The organism is Sphingomonas rubra (assembly GCF_900115745.1).
In the GTDB taxonomy this organism is placed as follows: domain Bacteria; phylum Pseudomonadota; class Alphaproteobacteria; order Sphingomonadales; family Sphingomonadaceae; genus Sphingomonas; species Sphingomonas rubra.
This window is the reverse complement of record NZ_FOXP01000008.1, coordinates 25,188-41,345: the sequence shown is the minus strand read 5'-3', so window position 1 is coordinate 41,345 and position 16,158 is coordinate 25,188. Positions and strand designations below refer to the sequence as shown.

Genomic DNA, 16,158 nt, shown 5'->3' with positions numbered 1-16,158 from the left:
CATGGTCGGCGCGATCGCCCGGTTCGAGCTGCGCTATCAGCTCAGGAACCCCGTCTTCTGGGTCGTCGCGATCCTGTTCTTCCTCCTGACCTTCGGGTCGATGACGATCGACCAGATCCAGATCGGCAGCGGCGGCAACGTCCACAAGAACGCGGCCACCGCGCTCGCGCGAACGCACACGATCATGTCGATCTTCTTCATGTTCGTGACCACCGCGTTCGTGGCCAACGTCGTGGTCCGCGACGACGAGAGCGGGTTCGGCGCGATGGTCCGATCGACCCGTGTCACCAAGGCGGCGTACCTGCTGGCCCGGTTCGCGGGTGCGTTCGCCGCCGCCGCGATCGCCTTCCTGGCGGTGCCGCTGGCGATCTGGCTCGGCTCGCTGATGCCATGGGTCGATCCGGAGACGCTCGGCCCCAACCGCCTCGGCGATTATCTCTACGCCTATTTCCTGCTCGCGCTGCCCAATCTGTTTCTCACCGCAGGCGTGTTCTTCGCGGTCGCCACGACGACGCGGTCGATGACCTACAGCTACTTGGGCGTCATCGTCTTTCTGGTGCTGTACTTCGCGCTGGTCGGCATCACCGGCACCCGGCCCGAGTGGCGCGAGACGGTCGCCTATCTGGAACCGTTCGGCAACGCCGCGTTCGGCTGGGTCACCCGCTACTGGACGGCGGCGGAGGCGAATGCGGCGATGCCCGCCTTCGCCGGCGTGCTGGCGGCGAACCGGCTCCTCTGCCTCGCGCTCGGCAGCCTGGCGCTGGCCTTGGCGTACGCGCGCTTCTCCTTCGCCGAGCGCGGCGCCTCCCCGCGCCGCCTTCGCCGCGAGCAGCGCCGCGCCGCCCGGCTCGCCGCGACCGAGCCGCGCGTCGCGGCGACGCTGCCGCCGACCGACCCGGTGGGCGTGCGCCGCGTCCAGCTCCTCGCGCGCACCCGCTTCGAGATGGCGCTGATCTTCCGCAGTCCCGGCTTCCTCATCATGCTCGCGATCGGGTTGTTCAGCGCGGGCTCCCGGCTGTTGTTCGCGGGCGAGCGCTACGGCACGCCGACCTATCCGCTCACCTTCTCGATCATCGACCAACTGGCCGGCGCCTTCGCGCTGATGCCGATCATCATCGCCATCTACTACGCGGGCGAGCTGGTGTGGCGTGACCGCGAGCGCGGCATGAACGAGATCGTCGACGCGACGCCGCTGCCCAATTGGGGATATCTGGTGCCCAAGACGCTGGCGGTCGCCGGCGTGCTGGTCGCAATGCTGCTGGTGTCGGTGCTGCTCGCGATGGCGGTGCAGTTGTTCCGCGGCGTCACCGATCTGGCGCCGGGCGAGTATCTCGCCTGGTACGTCGCGCCGTTCGCGGTCGACTTCATCCTTCTCGCGGTACTCGCCGTCTTCATCCAGGCGCTCAGCCCCAATAAATATGTCGGCTGGGCGGTGATGGTCGCCTACCTCGTCGCGACCAGCGTGTTCACGACGATCGGCTGGGAGCATCCGCTCTACCTGTACGGGGCGACGGGCTCGATGCCGCTGTCGGACATGAACGGCGATGCGGTCGGGGGCGCGCGGGGCTGGTGGCTGCGGCTCTACTGGTCGGGCTGGGCGCTGGCGCTCGCCGTCGCCGCGCACCTGCTGTGGCGCCGCGGCACCGACGTGAAGCTCGCCCACCGGTTGCGGCTCGCACCCGCGCGGCTGCGGGGGCTGCCGGGCGTGCTGCTCGCGGGCGCGCTGGCCGTTATCCTGGCGAGCGGGGCCTTCATCTACCGCCAGATGAACGTGCTCAACACCTATCGCAGCGGGTCCGAGCAGGAGGCGCGGATCGCCGCCTATGAGCGCAAATACTTGCCCTACGCCTCGCTTCGCCAACCGACGCTGACCGACATCCGGCTCGACGTCGCGCTCCACCCGGCCGAGCGGCGGATGGCGGTGGCGGGCCGCTACGTCTTCGTCAACGATACCGGCGCGCCGCTGCGCGACCTGCACCTGCGCCTTCAGGACGATCGCACCCGGCTGGTCGCCATGGTCGTCCTCGGTGCGCAGCCGGTGATGGTCGATCGCGACTTCCAGTACCGCATCTACCGCTTCGATCGTCCGCTCGCGCCCGGCGCGGTCGGTACGGTCGCCTTCCGCACCGCGCGGATCGATCGCGGCTTCACCGCCAACGACGACGACACCCGCCTGGTCGGTAACGGCAGCTTCCTCAACAACCGCGAGTTCGCGCCGGTGATCGGCATGGACAAGAGTGGCCTGCTCCAGGACCGCGCCAAGCGCCGCAAACAGGGGCTGCCTGCCGAGCTGCGTCCCGCCAAATTGGAGGACCGCGCGGCGCAGTGGCGCAACTACGTTCATGCCGACTGGGTCCGCTCCGACATCACCTTGTCGACCGACGCCGATCAGGTGCCGATCGCGCCCGGCCGCAAGGTGGCGGACGTGACCGCCGGCGGCCGCCGCACCGCCCATTTCGTGTCGGAAGCGCCGATCCTCGCCTTTTTCTCGATCCAGTCGGCGCGCTATCGGGAGGCGATGCGATTGGCGGACGGGGTGCGCCTGTCGGTCCATTACGACCCGCGCCACGCCTTCAACGTCCGCCGCATGCTCACGGCGATGCAGGCGACGCTGAGCTATTACCGCGGCAATTTCGGGCCATACCAGTTCGACTATGCCCGCATCGTCGAGTTTCCCGGCTACTCGACCTTCGCGCAGGCGTTCGCCGGCACGATCCCCTATTCGGAGAAGATCGGCTTCATCGCCGACGCGCGCCGCGCCGACGATATCGACTACGTCACCTACGTCACCGCGCACGAGCTGGGCCACCAATATTGGGCGCACCAGATCATCAGCGCCGACATGCAGGGCGGCACGCTGCTGGTGGAATCCATGGCGCAATATTCGACGCTGATGGTGATGAAGCACCTCTACGGCCCCGACAAGATCCGCCGTTTCCTGAAATACGAGCTCGACGATTACCTGCGCGGCCGCCGGTCGGAGGCGGTCGAGGAACAGCCGCTGATGCGCGTCGAGAACCAGGCGTACATCCACTACAACAAGGGTGCGCTGGCGCTCTACCTGCTCCAGGATCGCCTCGGCGAGGACCGCGTCAACCGCATGCTGGCGGCGCTGCTCGACCGCTACCGCTTCCGCGGGCGCCCCTATCCGCGCTCCACCGACCTCGTCGCCGGCTTCGCCTCGCTGGCGCGGACGCCGGAGGAGCGGCAGCTCGTCGCCGACCTGTTCGAGCGGATCGTGCTGTGGGACTTGAAGGCGAAGGAGGCGACGACGCGTCGCCTGTCCGATGGCCGCTGGGAAACGCTGCTGACCATCGACGCCGACAAGTTCGTCGCCGATGGGCAGGGCAACGAGAGGCGCGTGCCGCTCGCGGGCAGCTTCGACGTCGGCGCCTTCACCGCGCGACCCGGCTTCGGCGGCTTCTCGCGCGCCGACGTGCTCGGGTTCGAGCGCCGCCCGATCCGCAGCGGCAGCCAGCAGGTCCGCATCGTCACCGCGCGGGCGCCCGCCTTCGTCGGCGTCGACCCGTACAACAAGTACATCGATCGCAGCGGCGACGACAATGTCGTGGAGGTTACCCGGTGAACCACAGCCTGCGCCTCGACGGCGTCGTCAAGCGCTTCGGCGATCGCACGGCGGTGGACGGTCTCAGCTTCGCCGTCCCGCCCGGCGAGGTGTTCGGCTTTCTCGGCGGCAACGGCGCCGGCAAGACCACCTCGCTGCGCATGGTGCTCGACATCATCCGGCCGGACGCCGGGTCGATCGAGGTCTTGGGGCACGCGCCGGGTCGCGAAGTCGGCCGGCGGCTCGGCTTCCTACCGGAGGAGCGCGGGCTGTACCGGTCGATGACCGCGCTCGACACCGTGGTCTATTTCGGCCGGCTGAAGGGAATGAGCGCGGTCGACGCGCGGGTACGGGCGCGCGCGCTGCTCGACCGGTTCGGCCTGTCGGCGAACCTGAAGACCAACGTCGACAAGCTGTCCAAGGGCATGGCGCAGAAGGTTCAGCTCGCCACCGCCGTCGTCAACGCGCCCGACCTGCTGATCCTGGACGAACCGTTCTCCGGCCTGGACCCGGTCAACCAGGGGCTGCTGGAGGACGAGATCACCGGGGCCGCGCGCGGCGGCGCCGCGGTCGTGTTCTCGACGCACGTGATGCAACATGCCGAGCGGCTGTGCGACCGGCTGCTGCTACTCGCCCACGGCGCCAAGCTGTTCGACGGAACGCAGGACGAGGCGAGGGCGATGCTGCCCGCGCGGCTGGAGCTGGTCGCGCGCACCGATCCTGCCGGGCTCGACGGGGTGGAGAGCACGGCGGCGCAGGGCGATGCGGGTGACGGCTGGACCCGGTGGCGGGTCGAACTCTCGCCCGGGCGCGACCCCGGCGACCTGCTCCAGCAATGTACCGCGCGCGGCGTGCCGCTGCGCCGGTTCGAGCAGCACCGGCCGGGGCTGCACGACGTCTTCATCAGCATCGTCGGTTCGGCGGAGGTTCGCTCGTGATGTCCCGCATCCTCCTCGTCGCGGCGCGCGAGTTCCGCCAGATCGCCGCCACGCGCAGCTTCTGGCTGACGCTGCTGATCCTGCCGCTCGCCTTCGCGATCGGGCCGCTGGCGTCGCGCTTCATGGACCGGTCGGAGACGACGCGCGTCATGCTGATCGACCGTACCGGCGGCCAGACCGCGCAGGCGATCGCCCGGCGGCTGAAGCTGGACGACGATCGCCGGGTGCTGGTCGCGCTGTCGCGCTACGTCGATCGCCACCATCTGGAAGCGGCGGACCCCGGTGCGACCTGGGCGCGGCACGACCGCTGGTACACCGACGAGGAGGTGGCCCGCTTCGCCGCCACCGGCGGTGTGTCCGGTGCGCTCGCCGCGATCAGGCGGATCAAGCCCGCCGAGGTGCCGGACTTCGTGGCACCCGAACCCGATTACGCGCTGGTGCCGGTCCCGCCCGCCATCGCCGCCGCCCCCGCGGCCCGGCTCGACGCGCTGCTCCGCCCGCTGCTGCGGCCCGACGGCAAGGCGGAGCCGCTCGACTATGCCCTGCTGGTGCCCGCGGAGTTCGGGAGGGCGCCGCTGGTCCGCCTATGGTCGAACGGGCAGCCCTCGGCCGACTTCGTCCAGCCCGTGCAGCAGGTGCTCGGGCGCGAGCTCCAGTCGCGCTACCTGGCGGCGAGCGGCGTCGCGCCCGCCACCGCCCGTGCGGCGGCGATGCTGACGCCCGCGATCGCGGTGCAGACGCCGACGCGCGACAGCGTCCGTCAGCGCACGCTGATCCGGTCGATCCTGCCGCTCGCCAGTGCCTATATCCTGCTCATGTCGCTGATCCTGTCGGGCAGCTGGATGCTGCAGGGATCGGTGGAGGAGCGCAGCAACAAGCTGATCGAGGCGATGCTGGCCTGTGTCAGCCCCGACGAGCTGATGTACGGCAAGCTGGTCGGCACCGTCGCGATCGGCCTGTCGATGGTCGCGACCTGGGCGGCGTGCGGCCTGTTCGCCGCCTACGCCACTCACGGCGCGATCGCGGACATGATCCGCCCGGCGCTGGAGCCGGTATCGTCGGTCGGCGCGATCGCCACGATCCTGTACTTCTTCGTGCTCGGCTACGTGATGGTCGCGATGATCTTTCTCGCGATCGGGGCGACGGCCGAATCGATGCGCGACGCGCAAGGCTATCTGACGCCGGTGCTGCTCATCATCATGGTGCCGGTGACGGTGCTGGTGCAGGCGGTGCTGCGCGGGTCGGAGGGGGTCGGCGTCCAGGTGCTGACCTGGATCCCGATCTACACGCCGTTCGCGATCCTGGCGCGGCTCGGCACCGGGGTGCCGACCTGGCAGGTGCTGGGGGCGGGAGCGCTGCTCGCCGCCTTTGTCGCGCTGGAGATGGTGGCGCTCGGCCGGGTGTTCCGCGCCAGCCTGCTGGCGAGCGGCGGCCGGCCCAGCCTGTCGGCCCTCAGCCGGATGATGCGGCGACCGGCTTGATCGCAGCGCGCGGGCGCGTCAATCGATCATGGCGGCGAGCGGCGGGGTGATGATCTCCACCGGTCCCGCCTCACCCGCGACGATCAGCCGCAGCGGCACCTCGGCCAGGCCCGCCCCGGCGAGGTGCGGATAGGCGACCAGCGCGGCCGAGGCGAGCGCGTCCGCCCGCATCGCCGTCGGCGCGATCGCGCTGGCGGCGACGACGCCACCCGGCGGGGCATGGCCGGTGCGCGGATCGATAGTGTGATCGCCGCGCCGGTAGGTGCCCGACGTGGCGACGGCGAGGCCGTGCAACGCCACGCGCACCGGCGGCAGGGCGATGCCGGGCGGGTTCTCCAGCTCGATCCACCATGGGTCGCCGTCCGGCCGCAGGCCGCGGCCCGCCAGCTCGCCGCCGATCTCGACCAGGCAGTGGCGGATGCCGCGCCCGGCGAGCAGGTCGGCGATCGCGTCCACCGCGTAACCTTTGGCGATCCCCGACAGGTCGAGCCGCACGCCACCCGGCTGGTGCAGCAGGCGCTCGACCGGGCGCCAGGCCAGCCGGCGGTATCCGCTGTTCGCGCGCGCGCGGGCGATGTCGGTCGCGGTGGGTGGTGGCCGGCGCCCCGGCGGACCGAAGCCCCAGGCGTCGACCAGCGCGCCGATCGCGGGGTCGAAGGCACCACCGCTCGCCTCGGCGATCCGCCATCCCTCGTCGACCACGCGCGCGAGATCGGGCGGCAGGCGCATCCGGCTTCCCGCGGGCGCGTCGTTGAAGCGGCCGACCGCGGAGGTGGCGTCCCAGTGGCTGAGCTGCGTGACCAGCCCGGCCAGCCGCCCGACGATGCCCGCGCGGGTCTCCGCCGCGGGCCAACGACCGGCGTACAGCACCCGCCACGTCGTCCCCATCGTCGCGCCCGTCAGCTCGACGATCGGCGCGGACGGATCGTGGCCGGCGAGCGCCGCCGGATCGATCTCGGGTACGGCGATGCGCGGCGTCGTCAGGGCGTCATCACCTCCAGCGTCGTGGTGTAGCTCATCCGCCGCTGCGTCGCGCGCGGGGCGGTGGCCTTGTCGTCGGTCACCGTCGCGTTCAGCCAGTACATGCCCGCTGCAGGCCACTCGACCGCGAGCACGCCATCCGTGCCGGTGGTCAGCTCTCGCGCGCCCTCCGCGTCGCGGTAACGCTTGCCGCCGGGGACCACCGTGACCTTCAGGCCGGGCGCGGGCTTGCCGTCGACCAGGAAGCGGAACCGCGCGGTCTCGCCCGCGACCAGCTCGTCAGGGTGCGTGACGGGATCGAGTTCCAGCCCCTTGCCCGTGGGTTGGAGCACCGTGCGCGTGGGCTCGCCCGCGGTGACGAATATCTCGTTGCGGCTCGACGTCTCGGTCAGCTTCACGTCGGTGGCGTTGGCAGGGATGTCGGCGACGGTGAGCGGCGCCGGCCGCGCGCCACCGGCGACGGGCGGCGGACCGCCGCGACCGCCGACGCGCTTCTCGACGCCGTCGACCTTGAAGCTGCCCATCACGCCGGACATCGCGCTGCCGATCTTCCACGTGCCCGGCTTGTCCAGCTTCACGTCGAATACCGATCGATAGCGGCCGGTGGCGCCGTTCTGGATCTCTCCGGGGCTGCCGTCGGGCTGCCAGACCTTGACCGCCTCGATGCGGCCGGGCTGGTGGTCGGCGTAGAACAGGTCGTTGGACACCGCGCTGTCGACCGTCACCCAGCCGTCGGTGCCCGAGAAGACGGTGCCCGACGGCAGCAGCCACATGCGGTGCGCGGAAACGGCGGCGGGCACGGCGAGCAGTGCCGCGGCGACCAGGAGACGGGTATGGGTGAGCATGGAAGGAACCTCCTGGATCAGCGGGCGGAGAGGGTGACGGCGCCCAGTTCGTGGCTGCCGGTGGCGCGGCCGGTGGCGGCGGGGGCGGTGAAAGGCAGCCGCACCAGTTCGCGGCCGCCGGTCTCGCGCGCGGCCTCGACGTTCAGGACGTACGGACCCGGCTTCAGGTCGGCGGGCAGCGGGATGGCGTGGGTGCCGGGCGCGCGGGTCGCGCCGCTGACGCCGTTAGCGGGCAGCGCCAGGCTGCGCCCGCCCTTGCGCCACCAGGCGCGCAGGTCCGCCAGCCACTTGGTGCCGGGCTCGTTGCCGCGCTTCTTGACGTCGTACCAGACGGCGAGCGTCCGCGCCGCGCCGCCGCCGGCCGGCTCCACCCACACCGCGACATAGGGTCGGTGATACTCCGCCACCGGCAGCCGCGGGACCGTGACACTGACGGTGCCGGCGGCGGCGGGCGCCGCGGCGGTACCGCCCAGCAGTAGGAAGGAGCAGAGGCGCATGGAAAATCTCCTCAGTGGATCAGGAAGACGGCGAGGACGACGGGCAGCACCAGGCCGATCGCGACCAGCGGCCAGGTCGACGGGCGATGCCGTGCGTGGAGCTGGAGCAGCAACAGCCCGGTCAGCGTGAACAGCACGCAGGCGGCGGCGAACACGTCGATGAACCAGAACCAGGCGGTGCCGGCGTTGCGGCCCTTGTGCAGGTCGTTCAGGTAGCTGATCCAGCCGCGATCGGTGACCTCCGCCTTGATCGCGCCCGAGCCGCGGTCGATGCTGACCCAGGCGTCGCCGCCGGGCCGCGGCAGGGCGACGTAGACCTCGCCCTCCGACCATTCGCCCGCGTGGCCGCGCGGGTCGAGACCGACCGCGCGTTTCACCGCGGCGGCGACGGGCGGCGGCAGCGCGCCGTCGGCGGCCTGCTCGCCCGCGAGCAGGCGGCGGAGCGGCGGCGGCAGCGTGGCGGCGCGCTCGGCCACCTTGGGCTCGGCGGAGATGGTCGCGGCATGGTTCAGCGTGATGCCGGTCACCGCGAACAGCAGCATGGCGACCAGCGACACCGCCGCCGACACCCAGTGCCAGGTGTGGAGCTGCTTCAGCCACCAGCTGCGCCAGCGGCGCCTGGCCGGGCGTTTGGCCGTGGACGCGGTCACGCGTCGGCCCAGCGGCGCAGCAGGTTGTGGTAGACGCCGGTCAACTGCACCACCGTCGAGTCACCTTGGCCGCGGTCGGCGGCGACCGCCTGGACGGCGCGGTCGAGCTCGAACAGCGTCCGCCGCTCGCCGTCGTCGCGGATCATCGATTGCAGCCAGAAGAAGCTCGCGGTGCGCGTTCCCCGCGTGACCGGGGTGACGCGGTGGAGGCTGGAGGCGGGATAGAGGATCATGTGACCGGCCGGCAGTTTCACCACCTGCGGCCCGAACTGGTCCTCGATCACCAGCTCGCCCCCGTCATACGTCGTCGGATCGTCGAGGAAGAGCGTCGCCGACAGGTCGGACCGGATGCGGAAGTCGGTGCCGCGCTTTATCCGGATCGCGTTGTCGACGTGCAGGCCGAAATCCTCGCCGCCCTGGTAGCGGTTGAACAGCGGCGGAAAGACCTTGAGCGGCAGCGCTGCGGCGACGAACAGCGGCGATCGACCGAGCGCGTCGAGGATCAGGCCGCCCGCCTCGCGCGCGGCGGCCGAGTCTTCGGGCAACTGGTGGTTGCGCTTGGCGAGCGCCGATTGGGGGCCGGAGGTGACGTTGCCGTCGACCCACTCGGCGCCGTCGATCACCGCCCGCACGCGGGCGAGCGCGGCGGCGTCCAGCACGTCGGGAATGGCGATCAGCACGCCCGCACCCTATCCATCACCACGCCTGCCGCACTCAGAAGTTGTAGAACAGGCTGAGCACCGCCTGCCGCCGATCGCCGGGCACCGCCCAGCCGCCAGACACCGCGCCGGTGTTGCCGTTGACGTTGCTGCGGATGCCGGTGAGGTATTTTTCGTCGGTGAAGTTCTGGACGTTGAGTTGCAGCGTCGCGCGCTCGGCGATCGTGTAGGCCAGATAGGCGCGGTGGATCAGGTAATCGTCCGCCTCGAACTGCACCGGCTGAAGCAGCGTCGGGACGTTGAGCTTGACGCTGCCCTGATAGGTCAGGCCGTAACCCAGCTCCAGGCCGAACGGCAGCTTGTAGGTGGTGAACAGCGAGCCGGAATTCTCCGGCGTCTGCACCAGCGTCGCGCCCGCCTGCGGATCGCGAACGCCCGCACCCCGGTCGCGGTCGGAGATCGACTGGCGGACGCCGCCGTCCAGATAGGTGTAATTGGCGAAGATCGTCCAGTTCGGGGTGATCGATCCCGACGCGCCCAGCGCGATGCCGTCGACGCGGGCGCGGCCGTCCAGCACCTGCAAGCCGGCGGGCAGGGCCGGGTCGTTGGAAGCGACGCGGTAGTTCGTCCGCTCGTTGCGGAATACCGCCGCGGTCAGTTCCAGCCGGCGGCCGAACAGCCCCGCCTTGACCCCGGCCTCGTAGTTCCTGGCCGATTCCGGCGCGACGGCGCACGGGTCGGCCGCGGTGGTCGCGTTGGGCACGCCGCAGCCCAGCCGCACCGTCTGCGACGAGGGCGTCTTGGCGTTGCCGTAGCCAGCGTAGACGCTGACATTCTCGACCGGGTGGAACACCGCACCGACGCGGTAGGAGAACAGCCGCTCCTTGCTGCGCTGGAGCCGCTGCTGGAGCGCGGTCAGCTGCGTCGATCCCGGCGGCACCACCGCCAACGGCAGCGCGCGGAAGCGCGCGTCCTGCACCTCCCAGCGGACGCCACCGTTCAGTTCGAAATACCGCCCGAGCTCCAGCGTGTCGAAGGCGTAGACCGCCAGGTTCTGCGTCTCCGACCGCGCGCGCGAGGTGACGGTGAAGTTGACCGGACCGGCATAGGTCGTGTCCGGGTTGCTGATCGGCAGATCGGGCAGCGTTACCGCCGCGCCCGCCGCCGTGCGCGCCAGGCTGCCGCCGGTGATGCGATATTGTTCGATCGCGCCCGACACGCCGATATTGGCGACGTTGCGGATACCGCCCCGCTTGCCCGCCTCGTGGCGGATGTCGATCTGATCGTAGAGCAGCTTGTTGACTTGGTCGCGGACCAGCCCACGCGGCCCCGACGGCCGCCAGAAACCGGGCTGGAGCCCGGTCGGGCAGGGCAGGCCGACGGTGGCCGTGGCGCTCTCGCCGACCGGCTGGCGGCCGGTGGTGCCCAGGCAAAAGGTGCCCTGCGGCGCGCTGGTCACGCCGTCCTGCTCGACCCGCTGCCAGCGGGCCAGATTGCGGACGGAGAGTTGCTCGTTCACCTGGTGGCGGAACGTCGCGGTGAAGCGGTCGACCTGCTGGTCCTGCCGATCCAGGTTGACGATGCCGTAGTAATCCGACCGGTCGACCCCGGCGAGGATGCCGCCGCCGATCGGGCTCTGGAAGTAGGGCACGCCGTAGACCGGCGTGTTGCGGTCCTCCTGGTGGACGTAGGCGAGGGTCAGGCTGGTCGGTCCGCCGATGCCGATCGTCGCCGACGGCGCCACGCCCCAGCGCTCGAACTTCTCGACGTCCCGGCCGGGCACGTCGTTGTGGTGGTAGGCGGCGTTGAGGCGCACCGCGACCAGGTCCGACACACGCTCGTTGGCGTCGAGCGCGGCGCGGTAATAATTGTCGGTGCCGACCGACCCTTGCACGATCGTCAGGTCGTTGGGCGTCGGCACCTTGGAGACGAGGTTGATCGTACCGCCGACCGATCCCGATCCGTTGAACACCGTGTTGGCGCCGTTGTAGACCTCGATCTGCTGGAGGTTGAACGGGTCGGTGCGGCTGTACTGCGCCGAATCGCGGACGCCGTCGACGGTCAGGTCGTTGCTCGCCGAATAGCCACGCAGGTTGATCGAATCGCCGTAACCGCCGCCGCCCTCGCCCGCGCCGAAGGTGATGCCGGGAATGGTCTGGAGCGCGTCGCGCAGCGTCTGCAGGTTCTGCTTGCGGATCGTCTGGTCGTTCAGGACCGTGATCGTCTGCGGCGTGTCGAGCAGTGAGGAGGTTGCCTTGGGGCTCTCCACCTCGGGCGTCTTCAGGCGCTGACCGTTGACGATCACCTCGTCGCGACGGTCGACCTGATCCTGCACCGTGGGCTCGGACCCCGGCGTCGCGGCGGCGGCGGCCGGCCGCTCGGCATGGAGCGGCGCGGACGCGATGAAGCCGACGCACGACAGCGCCAGGAAAGACGCGTTCTTGTTCATGATGACCCCCTTTGTTACGGGGCCAACTATTGCGACTGACTTGCAGCGTCAACGCTAATGAGAGCCATTCTCGAATCTACCGGGCATAGAGGCGCTCGGCGTCGGCCTTGAACGCGGCGCCGCTGTCGCTGCGGCTGTAGAACATATGGCCGCCCGCGTAGACGCGCAGCTGCACCCGCTCCGCCTGGCCGAAGGCGGGCATCTGGTCGACGATCAGCCGCGACGCGAAGAAGGGGCAGGACAGGTCGTCCCAGCCATGGACGATCAGCACGCGCATCTTGGGATCGTTGGCGATCGCCTTGCGCAGGTCGGTGACGGGCGTGTCGGCGGGCTTGCCGCGATCCCAGGCACGGTTCACCGCGTAGGACAGCGCGTTGTAGCGCGCGTCCGTCTTCCAGCCGACCTCGCGCGTGACGAAATCGACCATCGCGCTGGTCGTCGGTGCGATCAGCGCGTCGAGGATCGGATCGTTGGACTGCTGCTGCGGCGACCAGGGAAAGGGATCGAACGCGGTGACGTTGGAGTCGTAGATGCTGCCGATGGTGCCGTCGGCGCGGTGCACTTCTCGCAGGTAGGTGCGGCTGTCGACGCGGCCGCCGAGGCGGCGGACCAGCGCCGGGTCGAGGCCGGTCAGCTCCGTCACGCGGGTCACGATGCGGTTGGTCGCCTCCGGGTCCGATCGCCCGCGCAGCAGGTCGCGCGCGAAGTCGCCGCGGGTGTACGCCTCCACCGCCGCCATCGCGGCGGGGGTGAGCCGCTGCTGCCGCTCCAGATGCGCGGCGGCCATGGAGGGCAGGTCGATCATCCATGGCAGCGGCGACAGCGCGGTGGCGTCGTCGCCCGAGGCGGGATCGAGATAGGGCGACACCATGATGAGCCCGTTCACGCCGACGCCGATCTGCGACTGCAGCTCATAGGCGATACGCGGCGCGCGGTAGCCGCCGTAACTCTCGCCCATCACGTATTTGGGCGAGCGCAGCCGACCCTCCTTGACCAGCCAGTCGTAGACGACCTTGGACAGGTAACGGATGTCGGGATCGTTGGCGTAGAACGCCTTCTTGGTCTCCGCCTCGTCCACCAGGCTGCGGCTGAACCCGGTGCCGACCGGATCGATGAAGACGAGGTCGGTGAAATCGAGCCAGCTGTTGGGATTGTCGCGCGCGATCGGCGCGTCGGAGGGGGCGTCGCCCTGCGCGCCGAACTGGACGCGCTTGGGCCCGACCGCGCCCAGGTTGAGATAGACCGACGCCGCGCCGGGACCGCCGTTGAACGCGAAGGTGACCGGGCGCGCGGGGTCGCGGCCGGGCACCGTGTAGGCGGTGTAGGTGACCTGGCCGATCTCCTTGCCCTTGTCGTCGCGGACGGGGATCGTGCCGACCGTCGCCTTGTAGGCGATCGTGCGGCCGCCGATGCGCGCGCTCTGGCTAATCGACTCGTCGGCCGGCAGCGGCGGCAGCTTGGGCTCGTTCTCCGTCTTTTTCTCGACCGTGGTGGTGGTCTTGTCGGACTGGCCGAGCGCGGGCGTGGCGACGACGGCCGCGAGCAGCGACGCGGAGATCAGGAGGGACAGGCGCAAGGGAGGCTCCGGCAAGGTTGGACAGCGATCATGCCCGATCCTCGGCGCCGCGCAATAGCGCGCGATTTCATCCTGCCTCGCGGTCGACCGCCATCGATGCCGCCGCCTTCATCGGGTAGAATGGATGGCGATCCGTCGTACCGACATTCGACCTGGTGGCGTTCCCCGGCGGAGGCCGGGGCCTAGGTGGAAAGGTCCGGGTGACGACGCGCAACGGTCGTCATGAACGTCCCCCACCTGGGCCCCGGCCTCCGCCGGGGCGCACGAGCAGCATTGTCCATCCGGCCTCCGCCTGCGTCAGGCGACCGCCGGCAGCTTGTCCAGATGCTTCTCCAGCGTGATCGGATAATCGCGCACGCGCACGCCGGTGGCGTTGTAGATCGCGTTGGCGACCGCCGCGCCGACGCCGCACAGGCCGAGCTCGCCGACGCCCTTGGCCTTCATCGGATTGGCCTTGTCGTCCGCCTCGTCCAGGAACACGACCTCCTGGTGCGGGATGTCGGCATGGACCGGCACCTCGTAGAGGGCGAGGTCGTGGTTGACGAACAGGCCGAAGCGCTTGTCGACCGCCAGCTCCTCCATCAGCGCGCCGCCGACGCCCATCGTCATGGCGCCGATCACCTGGCTGCGCGCCGAGACGGGGTTGATGATCCGCCCCGCCGCGCAGACCGCCAGCATCCGCCGCACGCGGGTGACGCCGGTATAGGCGTCCACCCCGACCTCGACGAAATGCGCGCCGAAGGTCGACAGCTGCCAGGTCTTGTCCAGGTCGCCGAACTCGATCTTGTCCTCGGCGACCAGCTCGCCCGTCGCGGCGGCCTGGCGCAGGTCGGCGGAACGGTTGCCGCTCGTCACCCGGCCGTCTTCGAACACCGCGTCGGCCGAGTTGAAGCCGAGCCGCTGCGCGACGCTCGCGCGCAGCCGCACGCAGGCGGCGTAGACGCCGGCGGTGGAGTTGGCGGCGCCGAACTGGCCGCCCGACCCCGCCGAGACGGGGAAGGACGAGTCACCCAGCTTCAGCACCACCGAGTAGACGGGCACGCCCATCATCTCGGCGGCGGTCTGCGCCAGGATGGTGTAGCTGCCGGTGCCGATATCGGTCATGTCGGTCTCCACCGTCACCACCCCCGCCGGCGACAGCCGTACCCGCGCGCCCGACGGCATGTTCATGTGGTTGCGGAAGGCGGCGGCGACGCCCATGCCGACCAGCCACCGGCCGTCGCGGACGGCGCCCGGCGCGCGGCGGCGCGACCAGCCGAACCGCTGCGCGCCCTCGTTCAGGCAGCGGACCAGCTGGCGCTGCGAGAAGCGGCGCTTGGGGTCCTCGGGATCGACCTGGGTGTCGTTCTTCACGCGAAACGCGACCGGGTCCATGGCCAGCTTCTCGGCCATCTCGTCCATCGCGATCTCCAGCGCCATCATGCCCGGCGCCTCGCCCGGCGCGCGCATCGCGTTGCCCTCCGGCAGGTCGAGCACGGCGAGCCGCATGGAGATCATCCGGTTCGCGCCGGCGTAGAGCAGCTTGGTCTGGTTGACCGCCGTCTCCGGGCTGCCGCCGGGCTGGTCGCCCGACCCGCTCTCGTGCGCGATCGCGGTGATCGTGCCATCCTTGGCCGCGCCGATGCGGATGCGCTGGCGGGTGGCGGGACGATGGGTGGTGTTGTTGGCGATCAGCGGCCGGGTCAGCGCCACCTTCACCGGCCGCTTCGCCGCCTTCGCGCCCAGCGCGGCGAGGACCGCGTCGACGCGCAGGAACAGCTTGCCGCCGAAACCGCCGCCGACATAGGGGGACAGGAAGCGGATCTTGTCCTTGGGCATGTTCAGCGTGATGGCGAGATCGCTGCGGCCCCAGTCGATCATCTGGTTGGACGTCCACACGCTCAGCTCGTCGCCCTTCCACGCGGCGATCGACGCGAACGGCTCCATCATCGCGTGGCTCTGGTCGGGGGTCGTGTACTCGGCATCGAGCTTCACCGGGGCGGCGGCGAAGGCGCGCTCGAACCGGCCGGTGCGGTCGATCGGCGGCGCGGCGCTGCCCTCGTCGCTCGACCCGCCGGTCAGCGGCGCGGTCTTCAGCGCCTCGGCCAGGTCGTAGCGCCCCTTGGCCCGCGCGTAATCGACGCGGACCAGCGCGGCGGCCGCGCGCGCCTGCTCGAACGTCTCGGCGACGACCAGCGCGACCGCCTGGTGGTAATGATCCACCTGCGGGCCGGCGAGCAGCTTCACCGTGTTGTACTTGCCCTTGCCCAGCTTGCCGGCGTCGGCCGCGGTGACGATCGCGAGCACGCCGGGCGCCGCCTTTGCCTCGGCCAGATCGATCGAGCGGATCGTGCCCTGGCCGATCGCGGCGCCGACGACGTGGCCGTAGGCGGGGTTCGCGATCTCGCGGTGATGTTCATAGGCGTAGGGGGCGAGGCCGGTCGTCTTCAGCGGGCCGTCGACGCGGGACGTGGGCTTGCCGACCACCGTCATGCGGTCGATCGGGTTGGTGCCGGCCGGGGTTTCGAACTTCATGGG

11 protein-coding genes are annotated in these 16,158 nt (G+C 70.5%); 3 read left to right on the top strand and 8 right to left on the bottom strand.

Annotated elements, in window-relative coordinates:
- The first annotated feature begins 1 nt into the window (after nt 1).
- The 3 genes from BM145_RS10880 to BM145_RS10870 are packed head-to-tail and all read left to right on the top strand — an operon-like array spanning nt 2 to nt 5,984.
- Nucleotides 2-3,586, top strand: a complete 3,585-nt coding sequence (locus BM145_RS10880; RefSeq protein WP_093333685.1) for an ABC transporter permease/M1 family aminopeptidase — start codon at nt 2-4, stop codon at nt 3,584-3,586.
- On the top strand, nt 3,583-4,503 hold the full coding sequence (locus tag BM145_RS10875; protein ID WP_093333684.1) for an ABC transporter ATP-binding protein: 921 nt from the start codon (nt 3,583-3,585) through the stop codon (nt 4,501-4,503). The genes BM145_RS10880 and BM145_RS10875 overlap by 4 nt, the downstream gene beginning before the upstream one ends.
- Nucleotides 4,503-5,984 (top strand): ABC transporter permease, encoded by a 1,482-nt coding sequence (locus BM145_RS10870; RefSeq protein WP_177200176.1) that lies wholly within the window; start codon nt 4,503-4,505, stop codon nt 5,982-5,984. Before BM145_RS10875 ends, BM145_RS10870 begins: the two co-directional genes overlap by 1 nt.
- A gap of 18 nt (nt 5,985-6,002) precedes the next feature.
- On the opposite strand, the gene BM145_RS10865 is transcribed toward BM145_RS10870, so the two are convergent.
- The 8 genes from BM145_RS10865 to paoC form a co-directional block, all read right to left on the bottom strand.
- Nucleotides 6,003-6,872: an FAD:protein FMN transferase gene (locus BM145_RS10865; protein ID WP_093333682.1), complete on the bottom strand. Its 870-nt coding sequence runs from the start codon at nt 6,870-6,872 to the stop codon at nt 6,003-6,005.
- Nucleotides 6,873-6,964: 92 nt separating this feature from the next.
- Nucleotides 6,965-7,810, bottom strand: a complete 846-nt coding sequence (locus BM145_RS10860; RefSeq protein ID WP_093333681.1) for a DUF4198 domain-containing protein — start codon at nt 7,808-7,810, stop codon at nt 6,965-6,967.
- Nucleotides 7,811-7,827: 17 nt separating this feature from the next.
- Nucleotides 7,828-8,307 carry a DUF2271 domain-containing protein gene (locus BM145_RS10855; protein ID WP_093333680.1) on the bottom strand — a complete coding sequence of 160 codons (480 nt, stop codon included), beginning with the start codon at nt 8,305-8,307 and terminating at the stop codon, nt 7,828-7,830.
- Between the two features lie 11 nt (nt 8,308-8,318).
- Nucleotides 8,319-8,957, bottom strand: coding sequence for a PepSY-associated TM helix domain-containing protein (locus BM145_RS10850; RefSeq protein ID WP_093333679.1), 639 nt, complete (start codon nt 8,955-8,957; stop codon nt 8,319-8,321).
- Complete coding sequence (locus tag BM145_RS10845; protein ID WP_093333678.1) at nt 8,954-9,637, bottom strand: Fe2+-dependent dioxygenase; 684 nt, start codon at nt 9,635-9,637, stop codon at nt 8,954-8,956. Before BM145_RS10845 ends, BM145_RS10850 begins: the two co-directional genes overlap by 4 nt.
- A gap of 34 nt (nt 9,638-9,671) precedes the next feature.
- Nucleotides 9,672-12,065 (bottom strand): TonB-dependent receptor, encoded by a 2,394-nt coding sequence (locus BM145_RS10840; protein ID WP_093333677.1) that lies wholly within the window; start codon nt 12,063-12,065, stop codon nt 9,672-9,674.
- Nucleotides 12,066-12,141: 76 nt separating this feature from the next.
- Entirely contained in the window at nt 12,142-13,641 is a 1,500-nt protein-coding gene (locus BM145_RS10835; protein WP_093333676.1) for a S10 family peptidase, read from the bottom strand.
- A gap of 297 nt (nt 13,642-13,938) precedes the next feature.
- On the bottom strand, nt 13,939-16,155 hold the full coding sequence (paoC, locus tag BM145_RS10830) for an aldehyde oxidoreductase molybdenum-binding subunit PaoC (RefSeq protein ID WP_093333675.1): 2,217 nt from the start codon (nt 16,153-16,155) through the stop codon (nt 13,939-13,941).
- Nucleotides 16,156-16,158 lie beyond the last annotated feature (3 nt).

What these genes read in the sequence shown, in the direction of transcription:
- BM145_RS10855 (WP_093333680.1), bottom strand. Translation starts at nt 8,307, where the DNA reads ATGCGCCTCTGCTCCTTCCTACTGCTGGGCGGTACCGCCGCGGCGCCC.
- BM145_RS10840 (WP_093333677.1), bottom strand. Translation starts at nt 12,065, where the DNA reads ATGAACAAGAACGCGTCTTTCCTGGCGCTGTCGTGCGTCGGCTTCATC.
- BM145_RS10870 (WP_177200176.1), top strand. Translation starts at nt 4,503, where the DNA reads ATGTCCCGCATCCTCCTCGTCGCGGCGCGCGAGTTCCGCCAGATCGCC.
- BM145_RS10865 (WP_093333682.1), bottom strand. Translation starts at nt 6,872, where the DNA reads ATGGGGACGACGTGGCGGGTGCTGTACGCCGGTCGTTGGCCCGCGGCG.
- paoC (WP_093333675.1), bottom strand. Translation starts at nt 16,155, where the DNA reads ATGAAGTTCGAAACCCCGGCCGGCACCAACCCGATCGACCGCATGACG.
- BM145_RS10880 (WP_093333685.1), top strand. Translation starts at nt 2, where the DNA reads ATGGTCGGCGCGATCGCCCGGTTCGAGCTGCGCTATCAGCTCAGGAAC.
- BM145_RS10860 (WP_093333681.1), bottom strand. Translation starts at nt 7,810, where the DNA reads ATGCTCACCCATACCCGTCTCCTGGTCGCCGCGGCACTGCTCGCCGTG.